Origin of the sequence: Paucibacter sediminis, assembly GCF_030254645.1 — a bacterium.
GTDB lineage: Bacteria > Pseudomonadota > Gammaproteobacteria > Burkholderiales > Burkholderiaceae_C > Paucibacter_B > Paucibacter_B sediminis.
On the sequence record NZ_CP116346.1, the window covers coordinates 3,140,871 to 3,167,512 of the forward strand.

The 26,642-nt window shown below is 69.6% G+C and carries 26 protein-coding genes and 1 tRNA gene; 14 read left to right on the plus strand and 13 right to left on the minus strand.

What is annotated here, in order from left to right; genetic code table 11:
- Positions 1-7 precede the first annotated feature (7 nt).
- Positions 8-1,720 (minus strand): tetratricopeptide repeat protein, encoded by a 1,713-nt coding sequence (locus PFX98_RS14515; RefSeq protein WP_285231216.1) that lies wholly within the window; start codon positions 1,718-1,720, stop codon positions 8-10.
- A gap of 149 nt (positions 1,721-1,869) precedes the next feature.
- On the opposite strand from PFX98_RS14515, the gene PFX98_RS14520 reads away from it, so the two are divergent.
- A complete protein-coding gene (locus PFX98_RS14520) occupies positions 1,870-2,265 on the plus strand; it encodes an MAPEG family protein (protein WP_285231217.1) in 396 nt (131 codons plus the stop codon).
- Positions 2,266-2,323: 58 nt separating this feature from the next.
- On the opposite strand, the gene PFX98_RS14525 is transcribed toward PFX98_RS14520, so the two are convergent.
- Both PFX98_RS14525 and PFX98_RS14530 read right to left on the minus strand, forming a co-directional pair.
- On the minus strand, positions 2,324-2,731 hold the full coding sequence (locus PFX98_RS14525; protein ID WP_285231218.1) for an MAPEG family protein: 408 nt from the start codon (positions 2,729-2,731) through the stop codon (positions 2,324-2,326).
- Positions 2,732-2,991: 260 nt separating this feature from the next.
- Positions 2,992-3,795: an MBL fold metallo-hydrolase gene (locus tag PFX98_RS14530; RefSeq protein ID WP_285231219.1), complete on the minus strand. Its 804-nt coding sequence runs from the start codon at positions 3,793-3,795 to the stop codon at positions 2,992-2,994.
- Positions 3,796-3,885: 90 nt separating this feature from the next.
- Between PFX98_RS14530 and PFX98_RS14535 the strand changes: the two genes are divergently transcribed.
- Positions 3,886-4,869 (plus strand): helix-turn-helix domain-containing protein, encoded by a 984-nt coding sequence (locus PFX98_RS14535; RefSeq protein WP_285231220.1) that lies wholly within the window; start codon positions 3,886-3,888, stop codon positions 4,867-4,869.
- Between the two features lie 60 nt (positions 4,870-4,929).
- Positions 4,930-6,177: a GDSL-type esterase/lipase family protein gene (locus tag PFX98_RS14540; RefSeq protein ID WP_285231221.1), complete on the plus strand. Its 1,248-nt coding sequence runs from the start codon at positions 4,930-4,932 to the stop codon at positions 6,175-6,177.
- Here the strand turns inward: PFX98_RS14540 and PFX98_RS14545 are convergent.
- Positions 6,167-6,604, minus strand: a complete 438-nt coding sequence (locus tag PFX98_RS14545; protein ID WP_285231222.1) for a heavy metal-responsive transcriptional regulator — start codon at positions 6,602-6,604, stop codon at positions 6,167-6,169. The two genes, PFX98_RS14540 and PFX98_RS14545, sit on opposite strands and share 11 nt — an antisense overlap.
- Positions 6,605-6,667: 63 nt before the next feature.
- On the opposite strand from PFX98_RS14545, the gene PFX98_RS14550 reads away from it, so the two are divergent.
- Together PFX98_RS14550 and PFX98_RS14555 are read left to right on the plus strand one after the other, a co-directional pair.
- Positions 6,668-7,552, plus strand: coding sequence for an MBL fold metallo-hydrolase (locus PFX98_RS14550; protein ID WP_285231223.1), 885 nt, complete (start codon positions 6,668-6,670; stop codon positions 7,550-7,552).
- A gap of 81 nt (positions 7,553-7,633) precedes the next feature.
- A complete protein-coding gene (locus tag PFX98_RS14555; protein ID WP_285231224.1) occupies positions 7,634-8,449 on the plus strand; it encodes a hypothetical protein in 816 nt (271 codons plus the stop codon).
- Between the two features lie 8 nt (positions 8,450-8,457).
- On the opposite strand, the gene PFX98_RS14560 is transcribed toward PFX98_RS14555, so the two are convergent.
- Together PFX98_RS14560 and PFX98_RS14565 are read right to left on the minus strand one after the other, a co-directional pair.
- On the minus strand, positions 8,458-9,447 hold the full coding sequence (locus PFX98_RS14560; protein WP_285231225.1) for a response regulator: 990 nt from the start codon (positions 9,445-9,447) through the stop codon (positions 8,458-8,460).
- Positions 9,444-12,857, minus strand: coding sequence for a hybrid sensor histidine kinase/response regulator (locus tag PFX98_RS14565; RefSeq protein ID WP_285231226.1), 3,414 nt, complete (start codon positions 12,855-12,857; stop codon positions 9,444-9,446). Before PFX98_RS14565 ends, PFX98_RS14560 begins: the two co-directional genes overlap by 4 nt.
- A gap of 64 nt (positions 12,858-12,921) precedes the next feature.
- On the opposite strand from PFX98_RS14565, the gene ureA reads away from it, so the two are divergent.
- The 7 genes from ureA (at position 12,922) to PFX98_RS14600 (ending at position 17,272) form a co-directional block, all read left to right on the plus strand.
- A complete protein-coding gene (gene ureA, locus PFX98_RS14570) occupies positions 12,922-13,224 on the plus strand; it encodes an urease subunit gamma (protein ID WP_285231227.1) in 303 nt (100 codons plus the stop codon).
- Between the two features lie 14 nt (positions 13,225-13,238).
- The gene (locus PFX98_RS14575) at positions 13,239-13,454 is read left to right on the plus strand and encodes a hypothetical protein (protein WP_285231228.1); all 216 of its coding nucleotides are present in this window, start codon (positions 13,239-13,241) and stop codon (positions 13,452-13,454) included.
- Positions 13,451-13,756: an urease subunit beta gene (locus PFX98_RS14580; RefSeq protein WP_285235596.1), complete on the plus strand. Its 306-nt coding sequence runs from the start codon at positions 13,451-13,453 to the stop codon at positions 13,754-13,756. Before PFX98_RS14575 ends, PFX98_RS14580 begins: the two co-directional genes overlap by 4 nt.
- Complete coding sequence (gene ureC, locus PFX98_RS14585) at positions 13,756-15,474, plus strand: urease subunit alpha (RefSeq protein WP_285231229.1); 1,719 nt, start codon at positions 13,756-13,758, stop codon at positions 15,472-15,474. The genes PFX98_RS14580 and ureC overlap by 1 nt, the downstream gene beginning before the upstream one ends.
- Positions 15,475-15,479: 5 nt before the next feature.
- Entirely contained in the window at positions 15,480-16,160 is a 681-nt protein-coding gene (locus PFX98_RS14590; RefSeq protein WP_285231230.1) for an urease accessory protein UreF, read from the plus strand.
- The gene (gene ureG / locus PFX98_RS14595; protein ID WP_285231231.1) at positions 16,157-16,801 is read left to right on the plus strand and encodes an urease accessory protein UreG; all 645 of its coding nucleotides are present in this window, start codon (positions 16,157-16,159) and stop codon (positions 16,799-16,801) included. The genes PFX98_RS14590 and ureG overlap by 4 nt, the downstream gene beginning before the upstream one ends.
- A gap of 129 nt (positions 16,802-16,930) precedes the next feature.
- Positions 16,931-17,272, plus strand: coding sequence for an HPF/RaiA family ribosome-associated protein (locus PFX98_RS14600; RefSeq protein ID WP_285231232.1), 342 nt, complete (start codon positions 16,931-16,933; stop codon positions 17,270-17,272).
- Between the two features lie 267 nt (positions 17,273-17,539).
- Here the strand turns inward: PFX98_RS14600 and PFX98_RS14605 are convergent, their stop codons facing one another.
- From PFX98_RS14605 to PFX98_RS14635, 7 genes are all read right to left on the minus strand, one after another.
- Positions 17,540-18,334 (minus strand): fumarylacetoacetate hydrolase family protein, encoded by a 795-nt coding sequence (locus PFX98_RS14605; RefSeq protein WP_285231233.1) that lies wholly within the window; start codon positions 18,332-18,334, stop codon positions 17,540-17,542.
- 64 nt (positions 18,335-18,398) lie between these two features.
- Entirely contained in the window at positions 18,399-18,974 is a 576-nt protein-coding gene (locus tag PFX98_RS14610) for a DinB family protein (protein WP_285231234.1), read from the minus strand.
- Positions 18,975-19,049: 75 nt separating this feature from the next.
- Entirely contained in the window at positions 19,050-19,688 is a 639-nt protein-coding gene (locus PFX98_RS14615; protein WP_285231235.1) for a hypothetical protein, read from the minus strand.
- A gap of 115 nt (positions 19,689-19,803) precedes the next feature.
- Complete coding sequence (locus PFX98_RS14620; protein ID WP_285231236.1) at positions 19,804-22,497, minus strand: bifunctional acetate--CoA ligase family protein/GNAT family N-acetyltransferase; 2,694 nt, start codon at positions 22,495-22,497, stop codon at positions 19,804-19,806.
- Positions 22,498-22,539: 42 nt separating this feature from the next.
- Entirely contained in the window at positions 22,540-23,235 is a 696-nt protein-coding gene (locus tag PFX98_RS14625) for a substrate-binding periplasmic protein (RefSeq protein ID WP_285231237.1), read from the minus strand.
- Positions 23,236-23,431: 196 nt separating this feature from the next.
- A tRNA-Ser gene (locus PFX98_RS14630) sits at positions 23,432-23,521 on the minus strand.
- Between the two features lie 38 nt (positions 23,522-23,559).
- A complete protein-coding gene (locus PFX98_RS14635; protein ID WP_285231238.1) occupies positions 23,560-24,387 on the minus strand; it encodes a symmetrical bis(5'-nucleosyl)-tetraphosphatase in 828 nt (275 codons plus the stop codon).
- Between the two features lie 107 nt (positions 24,388-24,494).
- Between PFX98_RS14635 and PFX98_RS14640 the strand changes: the two genes are divergently transcribed.
- Together PFX98_RS14640 and PFX98_RS14645 are read left to right on the plus strand one after the other, a co-directional pair.
- Positions 24,495-25,796: a hemolysin family protein gene (locus PFX98_RS14640; RefSeq protein WP_285231239.1), complete on the plus strand. Its 1,302-nt coding sequence runs from the start codon at positions 24,495-24,497 to the stop codon at positions 25,794-25,796.
- Positions 25,793-26,536 (plus strand): SapC family protein, encoded by a 744-nt coding sequence (locus PFX98_RS14645; protein ID WP_285231240.1) that lies wholly within the window; start codon positions 25,793-25,795, stop codon positions 26,534-26,536. The genes PFX98_RS14640 and PFX98_RS14645 overlap by 4 nt, the downstream gene beginning before the upstream one ends.
- Positions 26,537-26,642 lie beyond the last annotated feature (106 nt).

The window sequence follows — 26,642 nt, forward strand, 5'->3', positions numbered from 1 at the left end:
CGCAGGCTCAGGCGCCGCGCAGGGCGGCGTCGGCCAGCTTCCAGCTGCGCTCCAGCGCGGGCTTGAGTTGCTCGGCCTCGGCCTGCCGGCCCTGCGCCAGCAGGGCGCGGCGCAGGCCCTGCAGGGCCCAGCCGCTGTGCGGATGCTCGGCCAGGCTGGTGCGGTAGCTGGCCTCGGCCTCGGCATAACGCCTGGCCTGCAGCTGCATGGCGCCCAGCTGCAGGCGCGCGCCGCCGGCCAGCATGGGCGGCTCGCTGCGGTCGGCCACGGCGGCGGCGCTCACCACTTCGGCTTGCAGGGCCAGGGCCTCGTCGACGCGCCGCTCGGCCCATGCCAGCTCGGCGCGCAGCTGCAGCTGCGCACTCTGCGCCAGGCTGCGCAGCATCTTGTGGAACTCGCTCGTGCCGGCAAACTTCTTCAGCAGCGCGGCCGCGGCCGGCTCCAGCTTGGCCAGGGCCTGGGCGGCCTCGGCGGTCTGGCCGCTGCGCGCCAGCGCGGTGCCGCGCGCCAGCTGGCCCAGCAGGGTGGCCACGCCCAGCTCGCCGGCGGGCAGCGGCTCCTTGAGCAGCTCGTCCCAGCGCTGCAGGCGCAGCAGGGTCAGCATCGGCAGGCTGCGCTGGTACTCGGCATAGCTGTAGTTGCCGCTGCCCAGCGCGGCGGCGGCGCGCGCGGATGCCAGCGCCAGCTCGCCGCGGCCCTCCATCAGCGCGCCATACCACTGGAAATGCGTGTTGTGCTGGCGCCAGTCCTTGCTGACGCTGAAGTTCTGCGTCTTCAGCTCGGCCATCATGGCCAGGTCGGCCGCGTTCGCCTGCTGGTTCACGCGCGTGGCGTCGGCATAGCGGCCGATCTGCGCGTAGGTGTGGGCCGGCATGTGCAGCAGATGTGGCGACTTCGGTGCCAGCGCACCCAGGCGGTCGGCGGCGGCCTCGGCGCGCTGCGCCACCTGCGGCGCATCCACCGTGTGGATCAGGTAATGGTTGAGGCCGGTGTGATCGGGATGCCGGGCCAGGCCGGCCTCGAGCCGGTCGGCCAGCTCGCCGATGCGGCCGGCGGGCTTGCCGCTCGCCGGATCCCACCAGTCGCCGCGCGTGGCCACCAGCTCGGCCTCGGCGTAGATCGCCAGCACGTCGGCATCGCCGGCAAAGCGATCGGCCAGCTCGCGCATGCGCTCGGCATAGGCGATGTCCAGCGGGTCGGCCTTGTCCTCGGCCTGGTCCGAGGCGCCGCAGACGGCGGCCTGCAGCGGGGCGAGATTCCTGGCCTCGCTGCCATGGCCGTAGCGCAGTGCCAGCGATTCGATCAGCGCCCGCTCCAGCGGCGTGGCAGCGGCGCTGTGCTTGAGGGCATGGTCGACATGGCGCAGCGCCTCCTTGAGATCGCCGCGCGTGGTGTTGTTGATATTGGGGCCCAGCTGGTAGGCCACGCCCCAGGCGCACAGGGCGCAGCCGGGGTCCTGCGCGAGCGCGGCCTTGAAGGCGCGCACCGCCTCATGCTCGTTGAAGCCGTAGGCCTGGCTCATGCCCTGGGCGAACAGGCGGCGCGCCGCGGCGTTGGCATGGCTGGGCGTGAGGCCCACGGTGCCAAAGCCGTCCAGCAGCGGCGCGGTGGCGTGGCGGTCGGGCCCCCAGGGCAGTATCGCGCAGGCCCCCAGGGCCAGCAGGCTCAGCGTCAGGAGCGTCGGGCGCCAGGCGCGGCGCGCTGGGAGGTGGCTGGGCATGGTGGCTCGCAGTCAGTGGAGGGCGGTGGCGCAGTATCGCCCGCGCCGGCCGGCCTTGGGGGCGCGGCTTGACGCCTGCAAAAGGCCTACCGCCAGGCCGGGGTTCCCGGAATAATGGTGCCTCATTCGCTAGCCCTGGAGTGCACAAGATGACGCATCTGCTCAGCCTCGTGGTCTGTATGGCGGGTATCAGCTGGTTGCTGCTGCTCGCGGCCAGCCTGATACGTGCCCAGGCCTGGACCCCCGCGGGCATGCGCTACGCGATGGGCAATCGCGATCAGGCGCCGGCGGACACGGCCTTTGCCGGGCGCGCCGAGCGCACCGCCAGGAACACGCTGGAGAACTTCGTGCTGTTCGCGGCGCTGGCCCTGGTGGCCCATGTGTCGGGCGTGCAGTCGCCGCGCATTGCCCAGGGCGCCGAGCTGTTCTTCTGGTCGCGCCTGGTGTTCATCGCCGTCTACTACCTGGGCATCCCCTATCTGCGCACCCTGGTGTGGGGCGTGGGCGTGGTGGGCCTGGGGATGATGGCGTCGGCGCTGGCCTGAGGCCGCGGCTGGTAATGGTGGTAATGCCGGCGATGCCGGCATTACCGGTACTGGCCGTTCAGCGCGGCAGCAGGCCCGCCACGCGCAGCACCTCCATGCCCGTGCCGGCCAGCGCCGCTCCCAGCAGCACCGCGGTGGGGATCAGGCTGAGCATGAAGCCGAGGTTGCGGCTGCTGGGCTCGCGCAGGTAGGCGCGCACGTAGACGAGCCGGCCGACCAGATAGACGCAGCCCACCGCGGCCATGCCGCGCGGCCACCAGTATTGCGAGGCTAGCCACAGCGAGGGCACCAGCACGACCAGCAGCTCCAGCGTGTTCATCTGCACACGGTAGTAGCGCTCGAACATTTCGTGGCCCGTGACGGCGGGCCCGCGCACGCCATAGCGTTCGCGCGCGCGCGCCACCAGAGCAGCGAACACCAGGTATTGCAGCAGCGCCAGCGCGGTCACCAATCCGACAGCATGCATGATGTCTTGTCCTCTCTCGTCAGTGAGGCGGCCGGGGTCAGGCCTTGCCACCGCGCCGATGATACGAGGCTTCGCACGGCCGCGGACAAAAGCTGGCACGGAAGCTGCAATACCCAAGCATCTACGTTTGTCTCCTCCACCGCCCCTGGGTGGACTTCAGCCCCAGGCCACAAGCCTGGGGCTTTTTTTATTCATGCCTGCTTGCCGGGCATGCGGCCGCCGCAGCGCACGCTATGCGGGCGGCGATGCACCAGCAGGGCTCAGACGGGGCGCGCCGCGAAGTGCCGGGCCTCGCCGTCCTCGGGCACCCACAGGCGCGGCAGCCAACCCTGGGCGCTGGCCAGCGCGCGCATGCCGGCACGGCTGCCCGGGCAATGGTCCAGCGCTTCCAGATGGTTGGCGATGATGGTGCCCCGCGGTAGCAGGGCGGCGGCGCTGGCCACGTCGGCGGGCGACAGGATGACCTCGCCGCCCATGTCGAAGCGCGCGCCGCCGGCCGGCAGCACCGCCAGGTCGGGGCGCAGTGCCTGCAGGCAATGCCGCAGCGGCGCGCACAACACGGTATCGCCGGCCAGGTAGACGCTGGGCTCGCCGGGCAGTTCGAGCAGATAGCCGTGCCCATGCTCCATCAGCCGGCCCACCAGGCCATGGCCGTGCACGCAGGGCACCGGGGTGATGTGGCCGCCGCCAAAAAAAGGCTGGCGCTCGGCGCCCAGCAGGGGCCAGACCTGCAGGCCGCGCTGGCGCAGATAGTCGGCATCGCGCGGCATGCAGATCACCGGGATCTGGCGCTCGCGCAACCAGCGCTTGCCGGCGCGGTCCAGGTGGTCGAAATGGCCGCGCTGGCAATGCGTGATGAGGCAGTGCGTGACGCGCGCCAGCAGCGCCTCGGCCGCATCCGGCAGCGCCACCAGCGGATTGCGGCGGCGCTGGCCGCCCAGGTACTTGAGGCTGGGCAGGGCGCCCCGTGGGGCCAGCATGGGGTCGACCAGGATCACGAAGTCCTGGCCCTCGGCCTGAAATTCGAGCACCAGGGTGGCGTTGCGCAATTGGGTGATCAGCATGAGCTCGGGCTCCAACTCTTGGGGTGCGGCCATTGTTGGAAAAGCGGTGCCGGCGCAGAATGGCAAAAAATGAAAATCTCCTAGCGTTTCATGCCAAACCCTCTGCCCACCACGCTTGGCCTGCTGCTGTTCGAGGGCTGCATGCCGGCCGGTTTGTTCGCGGTGGCCGATCTGGTGGCCGCCGCCAATTTGCGCGCCGGCCGCGAACTGCTGCGCCTGCGCTGGCTGAGCCTGGATGGCCGGCCGGTGGCGTGCGCCCATGGTCTGGCGCTGCCGGCCGAGGCGGCGCTGGCCGAGCAGCCCTGCGATGCGCTGCTGCTGCCCGGCCTGTGGGTGATCTCCGAGCCTGGGCTGCGCGCCGCGCTGCAGACCCTGGCGCCGCTGGTGCGGGCGCTGCGCGATCTGCCGGCGCGCTGCCAGCTGTGGAGCTACTGCGCGGGCGTGCCGCTGCTGGCGGCCAGCGGGCGGCTGAACGGCCAGCCCGCCACCGCCACCTGGTGGATGGCCGGGCCGCTGCAGGCGCTGTTCCCCAAGGTGCAGTGGCGTTTCGACGCGCCGTTGGTGAGCGCGGCGCGCGGCGTCACCGCGGCGGGGGCCAGCGGCTACCTGCCGCTGATGCTGGCGCAGCTGGCACGCCGCATGGAGCCGGCCGCGCTGCGCGAGGTGCAGGAGGTGCTGATGCTGCCGCTGCCGCGCGTGCGCCACGCGGCCTTCGCCAGCGTGGAGCTGCTGGCCCTGCAGCAGCCCTGGCTGCGCGAGCTGCTGCTCACCGCCCAGCAGACGCCCGCCACGGCGCTGACCCTGGAGGCGGCCGCGGCGGCGCTGGCGCGCTCGCCCCGCACCCTGTGCCGCCATGTGCAGGCCGCCACCGGCCTGCCCGCCGCCCGCTGGCTGCGCCTGGTGAAGCTGCGCCAGGCGGGCGAGCAGCTGATGCGCGGCGGCCAGCCGGTGAAGACGATTGCCGAGCAGCTGGGCTTCAGCAGCGAGGGCGCGCTGCACCGCATGTTCAAGCAGGCCACCGGCATGACGCCGCAGGCCTACCGGCGCGCCTACGCGGAGCGCGCCGCGGCATGACGAATGCATGCGGGCGGCGCGACGCCGATACTCGCCGCTATTGCCAATCCGGGCCTGCCCATGCTCAAACGCGTCCGCCATCTCCTTGCCGGGTTTGCCCTGCTCGCAGGCCTGTCGATGGCCGCCGCCGCGCCGCCCGACTGGGTGGGCAGTTGGTCGGCCTCGCCGCAGGCGGCCATGGCCGGCAAGCCGGCGGCTTATGCGGACCAGAGTCTGCGCCTGATCCTGCGCCCCAGCCTGGGTGGCGAGCGGCTGCGCGTGAAGCTGTCGAACCGCTATGGCGAGCAGCCGCTGGTGCTGGGCAACGCCCGCCTGGCCTTGCGCCAGGCGGGCGCCGGCATCCAGGCGGGCAGCGACAGGGCGCTCAGCTTCGGCGGGCTGCCCGGCGTGACCTTGGCGCCCCATGCCGAGGTCTGGAGCGATGCCCTTGATCTGCCGGTGTCGGCATTCGCCGAGCTGGCACTGAGCCTCTACCTGCCCCAGCCCACGCTGGCCAGCACCTCGCATTTCCTGGCCATGCAGACCAGCTATGTGGCGGCGGGCGACCAGACCGCCGCCGTCGCCTGGCCCGAGGCCAAGACCATCGGCGCCTGGCCCTTTGTGGTGGGCCTGGATGTGCAGCGCGAGGGCGCGGCGGTGCATGCCCTGGTGGTGTTTGGCGACTCCTCGGTGGACGGCGATGGCTCCACCGAAGACGCCAACGGCCGCCTCACCGATGCCCTGGCGCAGCGCCTGCAGGGGCGTGGCTGGGCGGTGCTGAACCAGGGCCTGATCGGCAACCGGCTCTTGCGCGATGCACCGCGCCAGCCCAGCAACCCGGCCGGCGCGGCGCTCGGTGAGGCGGCCACGCTGCGCTTCGAGCGCGATGTGTTGCAGCAATCCGGTGTGCGCGCCGTGTTGCTGCGCATTGGCACCAACGACATCGCCTTCCCCGGCTCGCTGGCCACGCCCGAGGCGCCGGTTTCGGTGGCCGCGCTGATCCAGGGCTACCGGGCGCTCGCCGCGCGTGCGCGCCAGCAGGGCCTGCGCGTGATCGCCAGCACCATCCCGCCCTTCGAGGCGGCCGATATCGCGCCGGGCTACTACAGCCTCGCCAAGGACGGGCAGCGGCGCGCCTTCAACCGCTGGCTGCGTGCCCATGCGCGTGAGTTCGATGCCCTGGTCGATGCGGATGCGGTGCTGCGCGATCCGCGCCGGCCGGCGCGCCTGCTGCCGGCCTACGACAGCGGCGACCATGTGCACCCCAATGACGCCGGCTATGCCGCCATGGCCGCGGCCGTGCCGCTGTCCCTGTTCGTCAACGACTGAAGCTGCGCTTCAGCACCGCCACGCCGGCGCCGCTGCCGCTGTCGGGTGCGGTGCTGTCGCGCGTGTCGAGCGCGGCCTGTGGCGCGCAGCGCAAGGAGGCAAAGGTGGCCGCCAGCTCGGCCCTGAGCTGCTGCAGCTGGCCGATCTGGCCATCGATCTCGGCCATCTTGGCCTGCAGCTTGTGCTCGATCTCGGCGCGCCCGAACTGGCCCTCGGCCAGCTGCGGCAGGATGGCCGCAATCTCCTTCAGCGAGAAACCCAGCGCCTGCGCGCCGCGTATGAAACGCAGCCGCTCCAGCTGCGCCGGCCCGTAGCGGCGATAGCCATTGGGCTGGCGGCCCGCGGCCTGCAGCAGCCCCTGCTTCTCGTAGTAGCGCAGGGTGTCGGTGGAGATCTGGCTGGCCTTGGCAAGCTGGCTGATGTTCATGGCGGCAACAAGGTGCGTGAGGGGCTTGACCTTGGAGCATAGACCCAGCTTTAGGCTGCGCCCATGCTCAAACGAATCCTTCCACTCCTCGCCCTGAGCCTGGCGCTCAGCCATGGTGCCCATGCTGCACCGTCGGTGCAACTGGCCATCATCAAGACCGCCCGCGTCGCCGTGGCCGAGGGCCTGCTGGTGCCCGGCGGCAGTTTCACCAAACAGATCGATTCCAACTTCTCGGCCTTCCTGGTCCGCCATGGCGACGACATGCTGCTCTTCGATACCGGCATGGGCAGCCAGATCGACGCCCAGTACCGGCAGGACATGCCGGCCTGGTGGCGGCCCTTCTTCAAGTACGAGGCGCCGGTGCGGCCGGCGCGCCAGCAGCTGGACGAGGCCGGTCTGGCGCCGCCCGGCCTGCTGCTGCTGAGCCACAGCCATTGGGACCATGCCGGTGGCGTGCCGGACTTTCCGGCCGCGCGCATCGGCGTGGCCGCGGCGGAGCTGCCGCTGATCCAGCGGCCCAGCCGCGGCCCGGGTGGCAGCTGGGCCTCGCAGCTGGCCGCGCCCGGCATCCGCTGGGAGGCGCTGCAGTTCCAGGCCCGGCCGCATCGCGGCTATGCGCAAAGCCTGGACCTGTTTGGCGACGGCACGGTGGTGCTGGTGCCCATGCCCGGCCACACGCCCGGCTCCATGGGCCTGTTCGTCAAGGTGGACTCGGGCCGCGAGTTCTTCTTCATCGGCGACGTGGCCTGGACCCTCGCCGCGCTGCGCGCCGGCACGCCCAAGTTCTGGGCCGCCAGCCTGCTGGTGGACGGCCATGCGCAGCAGACCCTGGAGAGCCTGGCCCAGGTGCGCGCGCTGATGGCCGCCGAGCCCGCCCTGGTGGTGGTGCCGGCGCATGACAGCGCGGTGCAGGACGCGCTGGGTTACTTCCCGCAATGGTTGAATTAGTTCGGTACGCAGGCGCACAGAGCGACGGCACGGCGCGCACTATCCTTCCAACACTGCATTCGTACACCGGAGGATCAAGCCATGCGACACACCCTGGTCATGTTGACGATGCTGATGGGCCTGGCCGGATCCGCCACGGCGCAGTTCACGGTCTCGATCGGCATCAACGTGCCGAGCTATCCCGAGCTGCGGCGCGTGCCCGGCTACCCGGTTTATTACGCCCCGGGCCTGCGCGTCAATTTCTTCTTCTACGACGGGCTTTACTGGGTGCTGGAGGGCGACGACTGGTATGCCAGCCCCTGGTACAACGGGCCCTGGCGGCTGACGCGACCCGAGCTGGTGCCGCTGTATGTGCTGCGCATTCCGGTGCGCTACTACCGCAGCCCGCCCAGCTATTTCCAGGGCTGGCAGCTGGGCGCGCCGCCGCGCTGGGGCGATCACTGGGGCCCCGCCTGGCAGCAGCAGCGTCCGGGCTGGGAGCGCTGGGATCGCCGCAGTGCGCCGGCGCCGGCGCCGCTGCCCAGCTACCAGCGCCAGTACCCGGCCGCGCGCTACCCGCAGCCCGAACAGCAACAGGCGCTGCAGCAACAGCAGTACCGCTATCGGCCACGCGATGCCACGGTGCGTGAGCTGATGCCGCCGCCGCCGGCCCCGCATGCCCCGACGGTGAAGCCCAACCCGCCGCCGCGCAGCGAGGCCCTGCGTCAGGCGCCGCCGCCGGCACCCATGCGCGAGAAGCCTCAGGCTCATGAAAGGCCGCCGGAGCGCGAGCAGCAGCCGCAGGCGCATGAGCCACCGGCACGCGGCAAGCCGCCCGCCGCCGAGAAGCGCAAGGAGCATGGCGACGAACGCGGAAATGAACGCGGCAACGAGCGCGATCAGGATCGCAAGAAGTAGCGAGCGCGCTACAGCTCCCAGCTGGGATGCAGCTGGCGGATGCGCGTGAGCGCCATGGCCGCCGCGGCGGTGCGCGTTTCAACGCCCAGCTTGGCGTGGATGCGCTCGAGGTGCTTTTTCACCGTGGCGGTGCTGGCGCCCAGGATGTCGGCGATGTCGCGGTTGATCTTGCCCTTCACCACCCAGTACAGCACCTCGGCCTCGCGCGAGGTGAGCCTGAAGGCCAGGCCCATCGATTCGATGATGGCGGCATCGCTGAGCTCGTGCATCACGATCAGCCAGTCGCCGCTTTCTTCGCCCGCCTCCTCGCCGGCGCCGAGCCGCTGGTGCAGGCGCAGGCTCAGGCGCTTCTTGCCCAGCTCGGCATAGAGCCGCGGCGGCTCGATCTGGGCCTGGGCCTCGTGCAGATGGCGGCGCAGCCAGGCCAGCACCGGGGCGGGCGTGGTGGGGGCCTGGGTGCCGTAGTAGCTCATCAGCAGCTGGCGCGCCAGGGGGGTCTGCCACATCAGCCGGCCATCCTCGGCATTCACCGTGATGCTGGCATAGCCGAAGGCGTCGAGCGCGCGGCGCGTCTGCTTGGCCTGGCGCGCCTGGCGCGCGCCGCGTAGATGCACCTGCATGCGTGCCAGCACCTCCTTGGGCTTGATGGGTTTGGTGACATAGTCGCTGCCGCCGGCATCCAGCGCCGCCACCAGATGCTCGGTCTCGGTGAGGCCGGTCATGAAGATGATGGGGATATGGGCGGTGGCGGGTGCGGCCTTGAGGCGCTTGGCCACCTCGAAGCCGTCCAGCCCCGGCATCAGCGCGTCCAGCAGCACGATGTCGGGCAGGGCCTGGGCCGCGCGTGCCAGCGCCGCCTCGCCGCTGGTGGCCACCAGCACGGTGTAGCCGGATTCGTCCAGCGCGTCGTGCAGCAGGGCGAGGTTGTCGGGCACGTCGTCGACGATCAGCACCAGCTCGCCGCTGTTTGGCCCGCGTTGTTGTTGCTGCAGCGTCATGCGGTGGACTCCCGGCGCAGCAGCTGGCTCATGGTGTCGAACTGGAACTGCCGCGCCAATTCGCGCAGCTGCTCGATGAAGCCCTGCTGCTCGGGCGCGAGGCGCGCGATCGCGTCCAGCTGCTGCAGCACGCCGCGGTAATAGCCCAGCTGCAGGGCCTCGTGCAGGGCGGCCAGCTCCTGGGCGGGCAGGGCCGTGCCGGCCGGGGCGGCGGGCGGGGGCCCGGCGTCGGCCTGGCTGGTCCAGCCGAGCCGCAGGCGCTGGCCCAGCCAGTCCAGCAGCTCGGCGTGGCGTACCGGTTTGGTGATGAAGTCGGCGGCCGTGATGCCCACCTCGTTCTCCTGCCCCTTCTCGAAGGCATTGGCCGAGACCACCGCCACCGGCAGATCCTGCAGGCCCAGCAGGCGCAGGCGGCGGATGGTTTCCCAGCCGTCGATGCCGGGCATGGCCAGGTCCATCAGTACCGCGTCGGGCCGGTAGCCGCCGGCGATCAGGTCCAGCGCATCGTGGCCGCTGGCCGCGCTGCGCAGCGTAAAACCCAGCGGCTGCAGCAGTTCGACGAGCAGCTGGCGATCGGCGGCCTCGTTGTCCACCAGCAGCAGCCGGCGGCGCGCGCCGCTGTAGCCGCGCCGCGGCGGGGCCGGCCGGCCGCGCGCCGCGTTCGGCGGCGCCTCATGCAGGGCGGGCAGGAACAGCTTGACGGCAAACACCGAGCCTTCGCCCGGCGTGCTGCGCGCGCTCAGCTCGCCGCCCATCAGCTCGGTGAGCATCTTGGCAATCGTGAGGCCCAGGCCCGCGCCCGGCGCCGCGCCGGTGCCGCGCGTGCTGCCGCGGGTGAAGGGCTCGAAGATGCGCTGCAGCTCGGCCTCGCTGAGCCCGGGGCCGCTGTCCTGCACCTCGATCTGTGCAATCTCGCGTGCATGCCGCACGCGCAGCGTGACGCTGCCGCTGGCGGTGAACTTGAGCGCATTGCCCAGCAGGTTGATGAGGATCTGGCGCAGGCGCTTCTCGTCGGCGCGCACCTGGGCCGGCAGCTCGCCCTGCGGCTCGAACACGAAGCTGAGGCCCTGGGCGGCGGCCTGCGGCTCGAACATCTCGGCCAGCTCGTGCATGCAATCCTCGAAGGCCATCGGCGCGGCCTCCAGCGAGAGCTTGCCGGCCTCGATGCGCGCCAGGTCCAGCGTGCCGTCGATCAGCGAGAGCAGGTGCTCGCCGCTGCGCTTGATCACCTGCACCGCCTGGCGCCGGCGCGGCGGCACATCGCCGTCCCCGGCCATCAGCTGGGCGTAGCCAAGGATGCTGTTGAGCGGGGTGCGCAGCTCGTGGCTGATGGCGCTGACGTAGCGGCTCTTGGCCTGGTTGGCGGCCTCGGCGGCGGCCTGCGCGCGCTCGGCCACGGTGCGCGCGGCCTGCAGGGCCTCGTCGGTGCGGCGGTGCGATTCGATCTCGCGCATCAGCGCCTCGGTCTGGCGGTTCGATTCTTCCTGTGCCACCTCGCGGCTCTGGTGGGTGAGCACCAGCCACCAGGCCACGATGCCCGAGCCCAGGCCCAGCAGCGCATAGGCCTTGAGGAAGCCGGCGCCCAGGCTCTGGATCGCGGCCGGGTCGCGCGGTGCCGGCATGCCGCGCAGCTCCTGGTGGTAGAGCAGGCCGAACAGCGCCGCCAGCAGCGGCATCACCACCGCCATCAGCAGGATGAAATGGCCGAGGCCGGTGTCCAGATAGGGCCAGGTCTTGCGCGGCAGCAGCGCGCGCAGCGCCGCCGACCATTGCGCCGCCAGCCGCGCCTGCGGCTTACACAGATCGCCGCAGCGCGCATCCAGGGTGCAGCACAGCGAGCAGATCGGGCCCTGGTAGGCGGGGCAATGCGCCATGTCGGGGCCCTCGTACTCGCGCTCGCAGATCACACAGTGCCTGGCCTGCAGGCGCGCATAGCTGCCCGCCTCGCCCTGGCGTGCCAGGTAGTAGCGCCCCTGCGTGGCCCAGGCGATCAGGGGCGCGGTGATGAAGGCGGTGGCCATCGCGATCAGCGCCGAGAAGGCCTGGGCCAGCTCGCCGAACAGGCCGAGATAGGCGCTCACCGAGAGCGTGGAGGCGAGTGCCATCGCGCCCACGCCCACCGGGTTGATGTCGTAGAGATGGGCGCGCTTGAACTCGATGCCGGGCGGCGACAGGCCCAGTGGCTTGTTGATCACCAGATCGGCCACCACCGCCATGATCCAGGCGATCGCCACATTGGCGTACAGGCCCAGCACCGCGCCCAGCGCCTCGAACACATTCATCTCCATCAGGAGGAAGGCGATCAAGGTGTTGAACACCACCCAGACCACGCGGCCGGGGTGGCTGTGGGTGAGGCGCGAGAAGAAATTGCTCCAGGCGAGCGAGCCCGCATAGGCGTTGGTGACATTGATCTTGAGCTGCGAGATCAGCACGAACAGCGCGGTGGCCGCCACCGCCCAGCCATAGCGCGGGAACACCACCTCGTAGGCCGCCAGGTACATCTGGTTGGGGTCCACCGCGCGCTCGGCCGGCACCATATGGCTGAGCGCCAGCCAGCCGAGCAGGGCGCCGCCCAGCATCTTCAGCACCCCCAGGAGCACCCAGCCCGGGCCGCCGATCAGCACCGCGGCCCACCAGCGCCGGCGGTTGGCGGGGGTCTCGGCCGGCATGAAGCGCAGGTAGTCGGCCTGCTCGCCCATCTGGGTGATGAGGGCGATGCCCACCGTCAGTGCCGCACCAAAGTAACGCAGCTCGAACCCGGCGCTGTGCGATTGCTCCCCGGCATGGTGCACGATGCCCGCGAACGTGCCGGGGTCGCGCCACAGCACCACCGCAAAGGGCAGGATCAGCATCAGCAGCCAGAGCGGCTGGGTGATGAGCTGCAGCCGGCTGATGGCCGAGACGCCGTGCGTGACCAGCGGGATCACCACCAGGGCGCAGATCAGATAGCCCCAGCGCGGCGGGATGTCCAGCGCCAGGTCCAGGGCATAGGCCATCACCGCCGCCTCGAGCGCGAAGAAGATGAAGGTGAAACTGGCGTAGATCAGCGAGGTGAGGGTGGAGCCGATATAGCCGAAGCCCGCGCCGCGGCTCAGCAGGTCCATGTCCACGCCATGCCGGGCCGCGACGATGCTGATGGGCAGGCCGGCCAGGAAGATGATCAGGCCGGTGGCGCAGATCGCCCAGGCGGCGTTGGCCCAGCCGTATTGCAGCAGCAGGGTGGCGCCCACCGCCTCCAGGATCAGGAAGCTGGCGGCGCCAAACGCGGTGTTGGCCACCCGGAACGGCGACCAGCGCCGAAAGCGCTGCGGCGTGAAGCGCAGCGCATAGTCCTCCAGGGTTTCGCTCGCGACCCAGGCGTTGTAGTCGCGGCGCACCTTGATGACGCGTTGGGGGGCGGCAGTCGACATGGCCCTCCCATGTCGCAGCTTCCGTGCCTGGATGGCGAGGCACGGGGCTTGCTATGTCCTGTGCATGGAACTCACACCCAGAGAACGCGACAAGCTCCTGATCTTCGCCGCCGGCCTCTTGGCCGAGCGCCGCCGCGCCCGCGGCCTGAAGCTCAACTACCCGGAAGCGGTGGCCTTCATCAGCGCCGCGGTGATGGAAGGCGCGCGCGACGGCAGGACCGTGGCCCAGCTGATGAGCGAGGGCCGCACGCTGCTGACGCGCGCCGACGTGATGGACGGGGTGGCCGAGATGATCCCCGACATCCAGGTGGAAGCCACCTTTCCGGACGGCACCAAGCTCGTGACCGTTCATCAACCCATCGTCTGAGCCAAGGAACTCCCATGAAGCGCATCCTCACCCTGAGTCTTGCACTGCTGCCGGCGCTGGCCCTGGCCCATGCCGCCGACCAAGCCCACAGCCATGCGGCATTGGACGAACTGCTGGAGTGGCTGTCCGAGCCCGCCGCGCTGGCGGGCCTGGTGCTGCTGCTGCCCGGCGCGGGCGTGGCGCTGCGCCAGCTGTGGCTGAAGCGGCAGGCAAGGGCGGGGCGCGCATGATCCCCGGCGAGCTCTTCACCCCCGCGGGCGAGCACGAGCTCAACCCGGGACGCCGCACCCTCAGCCTGGTGGTGCAGAACCGCGGCGACCGGCCCATCCAGGTGGGCTCGCATTACCACTTTGCCGAAACCAATGCGGCCCTGGCCTTCGATCGCGAGGCCGCGCGCGGCATGCGGCTGAACATCGCCTCGGGCCTGGCGGTGCGCTTCGAGCCGGGCCAGCAACGCACGGTGGAGCTGGTGGCGCTGGCCGGTGCGCGCATCGTCTACGGTTTTCGCGGCCTGGTGCAAGGGAGTCTGTGATGGCCCAGATCGGACGGCGTGCCTATGCCGAGATGTACGGCCCCACCGTGGGCGACCGCCTGCGTCTGGCGGACACCGAGCTGATCATCGAGGTCGAGCAAGACCTGACCCTGCGCGCCGGAGGCTATGGCGAGGAAGTGAAGTTCGGCGGCGGCAAGACCATCCGCGACGGCATGGCGCAATCGCAGCGCGGCAGGGATGAAGGCGCCGTGGACACGGTCATGACGAACGCCCTGATCCTGGACCATTGGGGCATCGTCAAGGCCGATATCGGCCTCAAGAACAGCCGCATCGTCGCCATCGGCAAGGCCGGCAATCCGGACACCCAGCCGGGCGTGGACATCATCATCGGCCCGGGCACCGAGGTGATCGCCTGCGAAGGGCTCATCGTCACCGCCGGCGCGATCGACACCCATATCCACTTCATCTGCCCGCAGCAGATCGAGGAGGCACTGGCCAGCGGCGTCACCACCATGCTGGGCGGCGGCACCGGGCCGGCCACCGGCACCTTTGCCACCACCTGCACGCCGGGGGCCTGGCATATCGAACGCATGCTGCAGGCGGCCGAGGCCTTCCCGATGAACCTGGGTTTTCTGGGCAAGGGCAACGCCAGCCTGCCCGGCGCGCTGCACGAGCAGATAGCCGCGGGCGCGATCGGCCTCAAGCTGCACGAGGACTGGGGCACCACGCCGGCGGCCATCGACAACTGCCTGAACGTGGCCGAGGCCACCGACACCCAGGTGGCCATCCACACCGACACCCTCAACGAGAGCGGTTTTGTGGAAGACACGGTGGCGGCCTTCAAGGGCCGCACCATCCACACCTTCCACACCGAGGGCGCCGGCGGCGGCCATGCGCCGGACATTCTCAAGGTGGTGGGCGAGGCGAATGTGCTGCCCAGCTCCACCAATCCGACGCGGCCCTACACCATCAACACCCTGGACGAGCATGTGGACATGCTGATGGTGTGCCACCACCTGGACCCGGCCATCGCCGAGGACCTGGCCTTTGCCGAGAGCCGCATCCGCCGCGAGACCATCGCGGCCGAGGACATCCTGCACGACCTGGGCGCGATCAGCATGTTCAGCTCCGACTCGCAGGCGATGGGCCGGGTGGGCGAGGTCATCATGCGTTGCTGGCAGACCGCCCACAAGATGAAGCTGCAGCGCGGTGCCTTGCCCGGAGATGGAGCTGGCCACGACAACGCGCGCGTGAAGCGCTATGTGGCCAAGCTCGCCATCAACCCGGCGATCGCGCATGGCATCAGCCATGAGGTGGGCAGCGTGGAGGTGGGCAAGTGGGCCGACCTGGTGCTGTGGAAGCCGGCCTTCTTCGGCGTCAAGCCCAGCATCATCCTGAAGGGCGGCAGCATCGCGATGGCCGCGATGGGCGACCCGAATGCCTCCATCCCGACGCCGCAGCCGGTGCATTACCGGCCCATGTTCGGGGCCTATGGCGGCGCGCTGGCGCGTGGCTCGCTGAGCTTTGTCTCGCAGGCCGCGCTTGCCGCCGGCGTGGGCCAGCGCTATGGCCTGGCCAAGACCCTGGCGGCGGTGAAGCACATCCGCGGCGTTGGTAAGCGCCACATGATCCACAACGACTATGCGCCACGCATGGAAGTCGATGCCCAGACCTATGCGGTGCGCGCCGACGGCCTCTTGCTGACCTGCGAGCCGGCCAGCGTGCTGCCGATGGCGCAGCGCTACTTCCTGTTCTGAATGCGATGAATCCCGCCAGCCTCCTGCAGCTGATCTGGCTGGCCTCGCCGGCCCTGCCGGTAGGGGGCTTCTCCTACTCCGAGGGCCTGGAGTCGGCGATCGAGCATGGGCTGGTGCGCGACGAAGCCAGCGCCGCGAGCTGGCTCGGGCAACACCTGACCCTGGCGCTGGCGCGCGGCGACCTCGCCCTGCTGGCCCAGGCCCTGCCGGCCTGGGCGGCGCACGATGTGACGCGGCTGCGCGCGCTCAACGACTGGGTGCTGCAGACGCGCGAGAGCGCCGAGCTGCGCCTGCAATGCGAGCAGATGGGCCGCTCGCTGATCGAGTGGCTGCGCAACCACGACAGCGCCAGCCCGGCGCAGATCCAGGCCTGCCTGGCGCTGGGCCCGCCCACCTACCCGGTGGTGATGGCGCTGGCCTATGCGGCGGCCGGAGCCGACACCGAAGCCGCCCTCTTGGCCTATGCCTTTGGCTGGGCCGAGAACATGGTGCAGGCCGCCATCAAGGCCGTGCCCCTGGGCCAGCTGGCGGGGCAGCGCATCCTGGCTTCGCTCAGCCATGCGATCCCCTCGGCCGTGCAGGCCGCGCTGACCCTGGGCGACGGCGAGCGCCAGGCCTTTTCTCCCATGCTCGCCATCCTCTCGGCGCGGCATGAAACCCAGTACTCCAGACTGTTCCGATCATGAGCATCCTGCACCACATCCCGAACCGCACCAAGAAGCTGCCGCCGCTGCGCGTGGGCATAGGCGGGCCGGTGGGCTCGGGCAAGACCACCTTGCTGGAGATGCTCTGCAAGGCCATGCGCGAGCGCTGGGACCTGGTGGCCATCACCAACGACATCTACACCAAGGAGGACCAGCGCCTCCTGACCATCAGCGGCGCATTGCCGCCCGAACGCATCATGGGCGTGGAGACGGGCGGTTGCCCGCATACCGCGATCCGCGAGGATGCCTCCATCAACCTCGAGGCGATCGACCGCATGCTGGGTGAGTTCCCCGACGCGGACGTGGTGTTCATTGAGTCGGGCGGCGACAACCTGGCCGCCACCTTCAGCCCCGAGCTCAGCGACCTGACCATCTATGTGATCGACGTGGCGGCGGGCGAGAAGATTCCGCGCAAGGGCGGGCCCGGCATCACCAAGAGCGATCTCTTCGTCATCAACAAGACCGACCTGGCCCCGCATGTGGGGGCCGACCTCGCGGTGATGGAAGCCGACACCCAGCGCATGCGGCCCACCCGCCCCTATGTGATGACGAACCTGAAGACCCTCAGTGGGCTGGATCAGGTGGTGGCCTTCATCGAGCAGCGCGGCATGCTGCTCGGCTGACGTGAGCCTCGCAGGCTCTTGCGCTACATCAAGGCCGCAAGGCGCGAGTCAGGCATCGTAGAGCCATGCCAAGCGGGATTCGCGACCATCAGGGGCGCGGCCGCTGGCGACAACGAGGAGAAGACTCTCATGAGGCAAGCACTGCATGTCCGCTTCCAAGGCATGGAAGAATCCGCCGCCCTGCGCGCCGCCGCCGAGGAGCGCGCGCTCAAGCTGGAGCAATTCTGTGCCGACCTGACCAGCTGCCGCGTCTGCATCGAACTGGACCACAAGCACAGCCAGCAAGGCCGCCCCTTCGTCGTGCGCATCGACCTGACCTTCCCCGGCCACGAGCTGAGCGTCAGCCATGTGCAGAACGAGGATGCCTATGTCGCGCTGCGCGACGCCTTCGACAATATGCGGCGCCAGCTGGAAGACCGCATCGGCCGTCTGCGCGGCCAGCAAAAGGCGCGTGCCGAGCTGGGCGAGTAGCCAGCGCGGCAGCTTATTGAGCCAGCGCAAAGCACCCGGCCCGGCAGCGACTAGATTTGCAATGTGGCGAAGCCGGTAGCAGGGAAAGCAGACGGTAGCGCCACGAGACTGAGGATTCCCCGGGAAGGGGAAACAGCCTGATGTCCCCGACATCAGACGTGGTGAAGGCAGCATCCTCAGGCTGGACGGGCCGTGAAACCGCCGCGTCCTGAGGCCTTCACCTGACCCGCCAGTTCGAAGGAGCTGGCGGGTTTCTTTTTGCCGGCCCTAGACGGCCGGTGTGATGCGCAGCTGCAGCTCGGGCAGGCCGTCGATATGGCACTCGATCAGATCGCCCGGCACGACCGGGCCGACGTTCTCGGGTGTGCCCGAATAGATGATGTCACCGGCCTGCAACTCAAAGGCCTGGGAGAGCTGGCTGATCTGCTCGGCCACGCTCCAGATCATCTGCGAGAGCCGCGCGTTCTGCTTCAGCTCGCCGTTCACCTTGAGCCAGATGGCGCCGTCGGCAAAGGGCGCACCGCCGCGCGCCGGGTGGAGCGGGCCGATCGGCGCCGAGCGGTCGAAGCTCTTGCCAATCTCCCAGGGCTTTTTCTGGTCGCCCATGCCGCGCTGCAGGTCGCGGCGCGTCATGTCCAGGCCGACGGCATAGCCGTAGACCAGGGCGAGGGCCTGCTCGGCCTTGATGTTGCGGCCGCCAGCCTTGAGGGCCGCCACCAGTTCCACCTCGTAGTGGTAGTTCTTGGTGAGCGTCGGGTAGGGGTGGTCGGCAATGCTGCCGGGCGCGACGTTCTGGATCGCGTCGCTGGGCTTCTGGAAGAAGAAGGGGGGCTCGCGCGTCGGGTCCGAGCCCATCTCGCGTGCGTGGGCGGCGTAGTTGCGCCCGATGCAGTAGATGCGCCGCACCGGAAAGCGCTGGCTGCTGCCGGCAATGGCAATCGTGGTGAGCGGCAACTGGAACAGGGGCCCGCCCTCCGCGGCACGCGGCGTGTCGGCACAGGCGGCGCTGAGCGCGCCGGCGCCCAGCAGGGCGGATTGATGCAGCAAGCGGCGACGGTCCATCTCGGCTCCTGGGCAGGGGTTGAGAGCCCAGGGTATGCGGCGCGGCGCGGCGGCACAAGCCGGGTCAATCCCAGATCATCGCTTCGGTGAAACCGAGTTCGGCGAATTCGGCGGCGCGCAGATGGGCCTCGCCGGCGCAGAAGAACTCGTCCAGCTGCGGCGGCTTTACCGAGCTGCTGGAGAGCATGCAATGCGCCTGGCCGCGGTGGTGGATCTGGTGCTGCAGCAGATGCGCCAGCAGGCGGCTGCGCGTGTCCTGCTGCTGGCGGCCGGGGCGGTCTATGGTCACCAGCCGCTCCAGCTCACTGTCCATCAGCTGCGCGCAATAGGCCAGCAGGCGGCGGTCGGATTGACGCTGTTCCTGGCTCAGCTGTTCCAGGCTCTGGCAGGGTTCGTCCTGCGCAAAGAACTGGTAGCAATCCGGGTTGGGCGCCGCGCCGCGCAATTCGCGCTCCAGCGCATCGATATAGAACCAGTCGACCGTCAGGTTGTGGTTCAGCGTGGCGCGCAGCGAGGGGAAGAAGCCGCTGCGCGCGGCCTCGAACTCGCCGGGCTGCAACTTCGCACAGGCCGACAGCAGGCGGTGGTTCGCCCAGGCGTTGTTGTAGGCCATCTGGTGGAAGTGGCGGGCTAGGCTCATGGGCGGCGCCTTTTGGGCTGTGGTGCTGCCGCCAATGCTAGCCGCGCTGGCGCCCGCGGTGTCAACAGGCTGGGCCTATGGCTGGCTGAGCGCTTTCTCGCGCGCCTTGCCGCTGGCCGCCTCCACGCTCGGCGCGGCCGGCTTGCGCCAGTTGCTCAGGCGCGGGATGCGGGGGCCTCGGCTGGGGGCGGGTGCTGTACCGGCGTTTGGCGCGCTGGCTGAGGTTGCCGCGACGGCCACGCGGCGCTGGCGGGTCGAGACGCGCTCGGGCACGGTCCAGAGGCCGATCACGGCGCCCAGGAAGATGCCCACGGTATTCATCAGGCCCCACAGGGGCGGCAGATGGGAAGAGAACAGCATGGACGCGACCGGCCAGGTGCGCTCGCCGGTCTGTACGGCGAAGACGACGAAGCCATACATCAGCCAGCCCAGCCAGCCGGTCACCAGGCCACCGAACAGCCAGGCCACCACATGCTTGCGGCTGCGCTGACGGGCGCGGAGGGTGATGTTGACCCAGATGGCGGCCAGCACCACCAGGGGCAGTGCCAGCAGGCCGGCCTTCCAGGCCTGGGCGATCATGGTGTCGCTGCGCCCTGAGACCAGCACCCAGCTGCGCGGCAAGGTGATGGTGGTGAGCAGATTGGACGCCACCATGGCGCTGGTATAGAGCGCGATGCCGGAAAGAAAGCTGAAGAAGCGGCGTGCGCTTTGCATGGCGGGCCCCGGTGTCTGTATGGCTTCAGATTGTCCTCGCTGGCCCGCCGCGCCGGGGCTGGTGTCCACCCTTGTTCCGCGGGGGGGAGGGTGTGAATTTCTTCACACGAGCGCGCTACAGCGCATGCGTACAGAGCCTGAAGTCCGGGTCCTCGGGGAAGGGCTTGACGGCAAAGCCCAGGCTGCGCATCAGCTTGAGCATGCCGGCGTTGTTGGCCAACACCAAGCCGTCGATCTCAGCCAGGCCCTTGTCGCGCGCCACGTCCATGATGGACTCCATCAGCCGCGAGCCCAGGCCCTTGCCGTTGAAATCATCGGCCACCACCAGGGCGAACTCGCAGCTGCTGCGATCGGGGTTGGTGATGTAGCGCGACACGCCGATGATGCGCTCGCTCTCCACCATCGCGCCATCGGCCCCTGGCTTGCGCTCCTTCACCACCGCCACCAGGGCCATCTCGCGGTCGTAGTCGATCAGGGTGAAGCGCGCCAGCATCGAGGCCGGCAGCTCGCTCATGTGCGAGACGAAGCGGAAGTAGCGGCTCTCGGGCGAGAGCTGTTGCACCAGCACCTGCAGCATCTGCGCATCGTCGGGATGGATGGGGCGCAGCAGGTATTCGCCACCACCGCGCAGCGGCAGCATGCGCTCGTAGCGCGCCGGGTAGGGCAGGATGGCCAGGTGCTGGTAGCTCGGCGCGCGGCCGGCCGCGCCGGCGGGCGGCGCGTGGTCCACCACGATGCGCGCGTCCACCGCCACCGCGCCCTGCGCGTCGATGATGATGGGGTTGATGTCCATCTCGCGCAGCTGGGGCAGCTCGCACACCATCTCGGAGACGCGCAGCAGCAGCTGTTCCAGTGCCTCCATGTGCACGGCCGCCGCGCCGCGCCATTCGCCCAGGGTCTCGGCCACGCGGGCGCGCTCGATCAGGCGCCGCGCCAGAAACTGGTTCAGCGGCGGCAGCTCCATGGCGCGGTCGTTCATCAGCTCGATGCGCGTGCCGCCGGCGCCGAACACCACCACCGGGCCGAAGGGGTCGTCGGTGACCAGACCGATATAGATCTCGCGGCCGCGCCTCGCGCGGGCCATCTTCTGCACCGTCACGCCGTTGATGCGCGCCTGCGGCTGCAGACGCGCCACGCGCTCCACCATCTCGGTATAGGTGTCGCGCGCGCCGGCGCCGTTCATCACGTTCAGGGCCACGCCCTCGACATCGGACTTGTGGCTGATGTCGGGCGAATCGATCTTCAGCGCCACCGGGAAGCCCAGCTGGGTGGCGATCATCATCGCCTCGGTGGCGCTGCGCGCCAGGATGGTCTGCGTGACCGGGATGTGGAAGGCCGAGAGCAGGGTCTTGGATTCCAGCTCGGTCAGCACCTTGCGGCGTTCGGCCAGCACGCTCTCGATCACCAGGCGCGCCGATTCGATGTCGGGCTTGGCCAGGGTGGAGAGCGGCGGCGGGGTCTGCTGCAGCAGGCGCTGGTTCTGGTAATAGGAGGCGATGTTGTCGAAGGCGCCCACCGCCGCCTCCGGGGTGCGGAAGCTCGGGATGCCGGCGCGGTTGAGCAGGCTGCGCGCCGCGCCCACCGAGGCATCGCCCATCCAGCAGGCCAGCAGGGGCTTGCCCAGCGCGGACTTGAGCGCGGCCAGCGCCGCCGCCACCGCCTCGCCATCGCCGCCCGCCTTGGGCGAGCAGATCGCCAGCACGCCGTCGATCTGGGCATCGCGCGCGGCGGCCTCGACGGCGGCGCGGAAATGCGCCGGCCCGGCCTCTTCCGAGAGGTCGACCAGATCGCTCAGCGAGGCCAGCGCCGGCAGCTGCGGCTGCAGGGCTGCCGCCGTCTCGGGCGCGAGTTTGCCCAGCTGCAGGCCCAGCTCGTTGACCCAGTCGGCCGCCAGCACGCCGGGGCCGCCGCCGTTGGTGACGATGGCCAGGCGCCGGCCCACCGGCCGGTAGCGCGAGGCCAGGCATTTGGCGGCCGAGAACAGTTCCACGAAGGAGCGCACGCGCACCGCACCGGCGCGGCGCAGCGCGGCGTCGAACACCTCGTCGCTGCCGATGATGCTGGCGCTGTGGGTGTGCGCGGCCTCGTTGCCGGCCGGCTTGCGGCCCGCCTTCAGCACCACCACCGGCTTGGCGATGGCGGCCGAGCGCAGCGCGCTCATGAAGCGGCGCGCGCTCGAGATGCCCTCCAGGTAGACGATGATGCTTTGCGTCTGCGCGTCATGCGCCAGGAAGTCCAGCACCTCGGCAATGTCCACGCCGGTGTGCGGGCCCAGCGAGACCACGCTGGAAAAACCCACCGCATTCTTGCTGGCCCAGTCCAGCATCGCGGCGGTCAGCGCGCCCGACTGCGACACCAGGGCCAGCGGGCCCGCCGCGGCCAGCGGGCCGGCCACGCTGGCATTCAGCTGCAGGGCGGGGCGCTGCAGGCCCAGGCTGTTGGGCCCGAGCAGATGCACGCCCTCGCGGCGCGCGATCTTCTTCAGCTCCGCCGCCTGCTCGGCGCTGATGCCGCTGCTCAGCAGCAGGGCGGCGCGGCAGGTCATGCGGCCGGCAATCTCCAGCGCGGCGGCCAGGTCGCCGGGTGGCAGGGCGATGATGGCCAGATCGGCGCGCGCCTGGGCCAGGTCGGCCAGCGTGCCGCTGGTGTGGATGTCCAGGAACTGCAGCGTGCCGGTGTAGCGCTGGCCGCGCAGTGCGGCGTGCAGGTTCTGCGCCTGCGGGGTGAGGCCCTCGGGCGTCTCCGCCTGCCCCGCAAACACCACGATGGAGCTGGGCGTGAACAGCGGCGCGAGATAGTGTTTGTCCATGGACGCCGAGTCTAGGCGCGGGCCGCAGGCCGCGGCATGACTTTAATCAGCCCGCGGGTTGAGCTCGGGCAGCAACTGCCGGATCGCCTGGTCGATGCGCTCCATGGTGCGCGGGTCCACCTGCCTGGAGCACATCAGATAGCGCTTGAGGCCCTCGGGAGCGTCCGGGTAGTTGATGCGCACCAGGTTCAGCGCGTTGATCTCGCCCTTGGTGTCGATCCAGTTGAGGTCCTCCTGGTCGATCAGCATGTAGTCGGCGCGCCGCACCGCCACCATCTTGGCGAGCTGCACCGGCGAGATCACCGCGCGTATCGGCGGCCGCGCCATCGCGGCGATCGCCTTGTCGAGCTCGGGTCCGTAGGACACGCCCTCCACCACGCCCAGACTGAAGCGGGTGTCCGCCATCATGGCGGCCATGCTGGCATGGGCGCGCAGGGCCGGCGCGGCCGCGCCGCTGGCCAGCACCACATGCGGCTTGTCCTGGTGGATGGGCAGCGAGAAGCGCGCGAACTTCTCGCGCTCCGGCAGCTTGTACCAGCTCGGCGAGCACAGCTCCTCCTGGTTGGCCTGGATGTCGTTCATGATGCGCTTCAGCGGCATCTCGACATACAGGGCCTCGACCCGGGCCAGCTTCATGATCTCGATGGTGCGCTTGAGCAGGAAGCCGGCGGGCTGGCCGCGGTCGGTGAAGCTGTAGGGGGGCTTGTCGCGGTATTCGACGGTGATGCGCTGGGCCACAGACGCAGTTCCCGCCAGACACAGCAGCGGCATCAAGACGCGACTGGCCTTGAGGAGAAATGGGGTGGGTTGCTGCGTCGACAAGTATTCGGACCCAGGGGCAAAGGTGTTGCCATTCTGATCCAGCCGGGGAGGCTCGCGCGGCGAGGCAGTCGTGACAAGCATCACGCGGTGCTTGGCCTGGTGCGAAGCTGCTTGGCGGAGACGGTGAGATTCGAACTCACGGAGGGGATAAACCCTCGGCGGTTTTCAAGACCGCTGCCTTAAACCACTCGGCCACGTCTCCCGAGTGAAGAGCGCGAATTCTAGCTGTGATTGCATCGGCTATTCCCCGGGTTTCTGGGACTGCGCGCAGGGCACCTGGATCAGTTCCAGCGCGTGGCCGTTCTCCACCCGCGCCGCGCTCAGGCTGCCGCCCCAGACGCAGCCGGTGTCCAGGGCCAGCAGGCCGGGGCGCTGCAGCAGGCCCAGGGTGGACCAATGGCCGAAGGCGATGGGCGTGTCGGCGCTGCGCCGACCCGGCACGTCGAACCAGGGCATGAAGCCGGGCGGGGCGCTGCCGGCGCCGTCCTTGGTCTTGAAGTCCAGCGTGCCGTCGGCGGCGCAAAAGCGCAGCCGCGTCAGCACGTTGACGACGAAGCGCAGGCGAGCGACGCCGGCAAGGCCGGCATCCCAGCGCGCCGGCTCGTTGCCATACATCTGGGCCAGGAACTCGGGCAGTTCCGGGCCGCGCAGCAGCGCCTCCACCTCGCCGGCCAGCGCCAGGGTCTGGGCCAGGTCCCATTGCGGCACCACGCCCGCATGCACCATCAGCCAGCCCTGCTCGAAGCAGGCCATGCGCTGCTGGCGCAGCCACTCGAGCAGGGCGGCGCGGTCGGGTGCTTCGAGGATCTCGTGCAGGGTGTCGCTGCGGCTGGGCTTGCGCGTGCCCTGGGCGGCGGCCAGCAGGTGCAGGTCGTGGTTGCCCAGCAGACAGGTGGCGGCCGCACCCAGGCCCTGCAGGCGGCGCAGGGTCAGCAGCGAGGCCGGGCCGCGGTTCACCAGGTCGCCCAGCAGGTAGATGCGGTCGCGCGAGGGCGAGAAGTCGATCTTCTGCAGCAGGCGCTCGAGCGCATCGCAGCAGCCTTGGAGGTCACCGATCAGGTAGTTCATACCGGGATTGTGCTGTCGGAATCGTCTTGGGCTTCTGCTACTCTTGCCGGCTTCTTCGAACCCACAGCGCCGCATCGCGGGTAAACCCGGATCAGACGGCGCGCTCAATGGATACCGCCTTACTTCTCTTCCTGTTGTTGCTGAACGCCTTTTTTGCGATGTCTGAAATGGCCCTCTCGGCCAGTCGCAAGGCGCGCCTGCAGGTGCTGGTGGAGGCGGGCGAGTCGGGTGCCCAGGCCGCCATGGACCTGCACGACAACCCGACCAAATTCCTCTCCACGGTGCAGATCGGCATCACCTCCATCGGGGTGCTGAACGGCATCGTGGGTGATGCCGCCTTCTCGGCGCCGCTGTCGCGCTGGCTCAGCGAGACCTTCGGCCTGCATGGCAATGCGGTGGACATTGCCGCCACCGCCCTGGTGGTGGTGATCATCACGGTGGTGACCATCATCTTCGGCGAGCTGGTGCCCAAGCGCCTGGGTCAGATCTATCCCGAGACGGTGGCGCGCATGGTGGCGCCGCCGATGGAATTCCTCTCCCTGGTGGCGCGCCCGCTGGTGAGGGCGCTGACCTTCAGCACCGAGGCCACGCTGGGCCTGATGGGTTTGCGCGGCAAGACCCAACGCAGCGTCACCGAGGAAGAGATTGCCGCCAGCCTGGAAGAGGGCCTGGACGCCGGCGTGATCGAGGAGCACGAGCACCAGATGGTGCGCAATGTGTTCCGCCTAGACGAGCGCCAGATCGGCTCGATGATGATCCCGCGCGCCGAGATCGCCTGGCTGGACGTGAGCGATTCGCCCGCCCAGGTGCTGAAGATGCTGCAGGCCCATGGCTACAGCCGCTACCCGGTCTGCCGCGGGGGCCTGGGCGATGTGCTGGGCGTGGCCAGCACCCAGGGCCTGCTGGCGCGCGCGCTCGCCGGGCAAGACCTGGCCCTGGGCGAGGGCCTGGAGGCGCCGGTGTTCGTGCCCGAGACGCTCTCGGGCATGGAGCTGCTGGAACACTTCCGCGCGTCCGACGCGCCGCTGGTGTTTGTGGTGGATGAATACGGCGAGGTGCAGGGGGTGATCTCTGTGCGCGACGTGCTGGAAGCGATCGCTGGCGAGTTCAATGCGCCCAGCGATGGCGATGCCTGGGCGGTGCAACGCGAGGACGGCAGCTGGCTGATGGATGGCCTGATACCCGTGCCCGAGCTGAAGGACCGCCTGGACTTGAAGGAACTGCCCGAAGAGGACCGTGGGCGCTACAACACCCTGGCCGGCATGGTGATGCTGCTGCTGGGGCGCTTGCCGCGCACGGCCGATGTGGTGGAGTGGAACGCCTGGAGATTCGAGGTCGTGGACCTCGATGGCAAGCGTGTGGACAAGGTGCTGGTCTCGAGACTGGCCGCTGATGGAGAAACTGAATGAGCAACCCCCCGATGTACGGCAACCTGGTGCCGCTGGACCGTGAGCAGCACAAGAAGCTGCGCCTGCAGACCGAGCTGAGCAGCGTGGATCGCGTGGCCGGCATGAACTCGCTGTTCCTGGCCGTGGTGGAATTCGCCGACGCCTGCAAGGAGTTCCCGATCGTGTTCGTGCGCGTCGGCGACCCGACCAACGCCACGGGCGGCAAGGCGCCGGTGGCGCCCCTGGCCGTGTTCGGCCTGAAGGCCGGCAGCAATCTGTTCATCAAGAACGGCGAGTGGCAAGGCCAGTACATGCCCGCCTATCTGCGCCGTTATCCCTTCGCGATGGCCCGCATCAATGAGAGCGAGGACATGGCGGTCTGCTACGACGCCGACTGGAAGGGCTTCTCGGACACCGAGGGCACCCAGCTGTTCTCCGAAGATGGCCAGCCCACCGAGTTCACGGTCAACGCCAAGAACTTCCTGGAGAGCTTCGAGCGCGAGGCCGAGCGCACCCGCCTGGCCTGCGAACGCCTGGTGCAGCTGGAACTGCTGCGCGACATGCGCTTCGAGGCCACGCTGACGAACGGCGAGAAGATCGACGTCGAGGGCTTCCTGGCCCTGGACGAAGAGAAGTACGCCGCGCTGGACGATGCCACCGTGGGCGAGCTGCACCGCAACGGCCTGCTGGCCCTGCTGGAAATGCACCGCCTCTCGCTGGGCCATATGAGCCGCCTGGCCGGCATGCATAACGCTGCCTGAGTACATGCAGCCTTGTGACAAACCCGCCCCGGGTTTGTCGCGACGGCTGCCGGGCGCAGCCCTCGCTAGCATCCCGCCGAACAAAGATCCTTTGGGACGCGGTGAT

Excerpts from the sequence above, each read along its gene's own strand:
- PFX98_RS14515 (WP_285231216.1), bottom strand. The coding sequence starts at position 1,720 with ATGCCCAGCCACCTCCCAGCGCGCCGCGCCTGGCGCCCGACGCTCCTG.
- PFX98_RS14520 (WP_285231217.1), top strand. The coding sequence starts at position 1,870 with ATGACGCATCTGCTCAGCCTCGTGGTCTGTATGGCGGGTATCAGCTGG.
- PFX98_RS14525 (WP_285231218.1), bottom strand. The coding sequence starts at position 2,731 with ATGCATGCTGTCGGATTGGTGACCGCGCTGGCGCTGCTGCAATACCTG.
- PFX98_RS14530 (WP_285231219.1), bottom strand. The coding sequence starts at position 3,795 with ATGCTGATCACCCAATTGCGCAACGCCACCCTGGTGCTCGAATTTCAG.
- PFX98_RS14535 (WP_285231220.1), top strand. The coding sequence starts at position 3,886 with ATGCCAAACCCTCTGCCCACCACGCTTGGCCTGCTGCTGTTCGAGGGC.
- PFX98_RS14540 (WP_285231221.1), top strand. The coding sequence starts at position 4,930 with ATGCTCAAACGCGTCCGCCATCTCCTTGCCGGGTTTGCCCTGCTCGCA.
- PFX98_RS14545 (WP_285231222.1), bottom strand. The coding sequence starts at position 6,604 with ATGAACATCAGCCAGCTTGCCAAGGCCAGCCAGATCTCCACCGACACC.
- PFX98_RS14550 (WP_285231223.1), top strand. The coding sequence starts at position 6,668 with ATGCTCAAACGAATCCTTCCACTCCTCGCCCTGAGCCTGGCGCTCAGC.
- PFX98_RS14555 (WP_285231224.1), top strand. The coding sequence starts at position 7,634 with ATGCGACACACCCTGGTCATGTTGACGATGCTGATGGGCCTGGCCGGA.
- PFX98_RS14560 (WP_285231225.1), bottom strand. The coding sequence starts at position 9,447 with ATGACGCTGCAGCAACAACAACGCGGGCCAAACAGCGGCGAGCTGGTG.
- PFX98_RS14565 (WP_285231226.1), bottom strand. The coding sequence starts at position 12,857 with ATGTCGACTGCCGCCCCCCAACGCGTCATCAAGGTGCGCCGCGACTAC.
- ureA (WP_285231227.1), top strand. The coding sequence starts at position 12,922 with ATGGAACTCACACCCAGAGAACGCGACAAGCTCCTGATCTTCGCCGCC.
- PFX98_RS14575 (WP_285231228.1), top strand. The coding sequence starts at position 13,239 with ATGAAGCGCATCCTCACCCTGAGTCTTGCACTGCTGCCGGCGCTGGCC.
- PFX98_RS14580 (WP_285235596.1), top strand. The coding sequence starts at position 13,451 with ATGATCCCCGGCGAGCTCTTCACCCCCGCGGGCGAGCACGAGCTCAAC.
- ureC (WP_285231229.1), top strand. The coding sequence starts at position 13,756 with ATGGCCCAGATCGGACGGCGTGCCTATGCCGAGATGTACGGCCCCACC.
- PFX98_RS14590 (WP_285231230.1), top strand. The coding sequence starts at position 15,480 with ATGAATCCCGCCAGCCTCCTGCAGCTGATCTGGCTGGCCTCGCCGGCC.
- ureG (WP_285231231.1), top strand. The coding sequence starts at position 16,157 with ATGAGCATCCTGCACCACATCCCGAACCGCACCAAGAAGCTGCCGCCG.
- PFX98_RS14600 (WP_285231232.1), top strand. The coding sequence starts at position 16,931 with ATGAGGCAAGCACTGCATGTCCGCTTCCAAGGCATGGAAGAATCCGCC.
- PFX98_RS14605 (WP_285231233.1), bottom strand. The coding sequence starts at position 18,334 with ATGGACCGTCGCCGCTTGCTGCATCAATCCGCCCTGCTGGGCGCCGGC.
- PFX98_RS14610 (WP_285231234.1), bottom strand. The coding sequence starts at position 18,974 with ATGAGCCTAGCCCGCCACTTCCACCAGATGGCCTACAACAACGCCTGG.
- PFX98_RS14615 (WP_285231235.1), bottom strand. The coding sequence starts at position 19,688 with ATGCAAAGCGCACGCCGCTTCTTCAGCTTTCTTTCCGGCATCGCGCTC.
- PFX98_RS14620 (WP_285231236.1), bottom strand. The coding sequence starts at position 22,497 with ATGGACAAACACTATCTCGCGCCGCTGTTCACGCCCAGCTCCATCGTG.
- PFX98_RS14635 (WP_285231238.1), bottom strand. The coding sequence starts at position 24,387 with ATGAACTACCTGATCGGTGACCTCCAAGGCTGCTGCGATGCGCTCGAG.
- PFX98_RS14640 (WP_285231239.1), top strand. The coding sequence starts at position 24,495 with ATGGATACCGCCTTACTTCTCTTCCTGTTGTTGCTGAACGCCTTTTTT.
- PFX98_RS14645 (WP_285231240.1), top strand. The coding sequence starts at position 25,793 with ATGAGCAACCCCCCGATGTACGGCAACCTGGTGCCGCTGGACCGTGAG.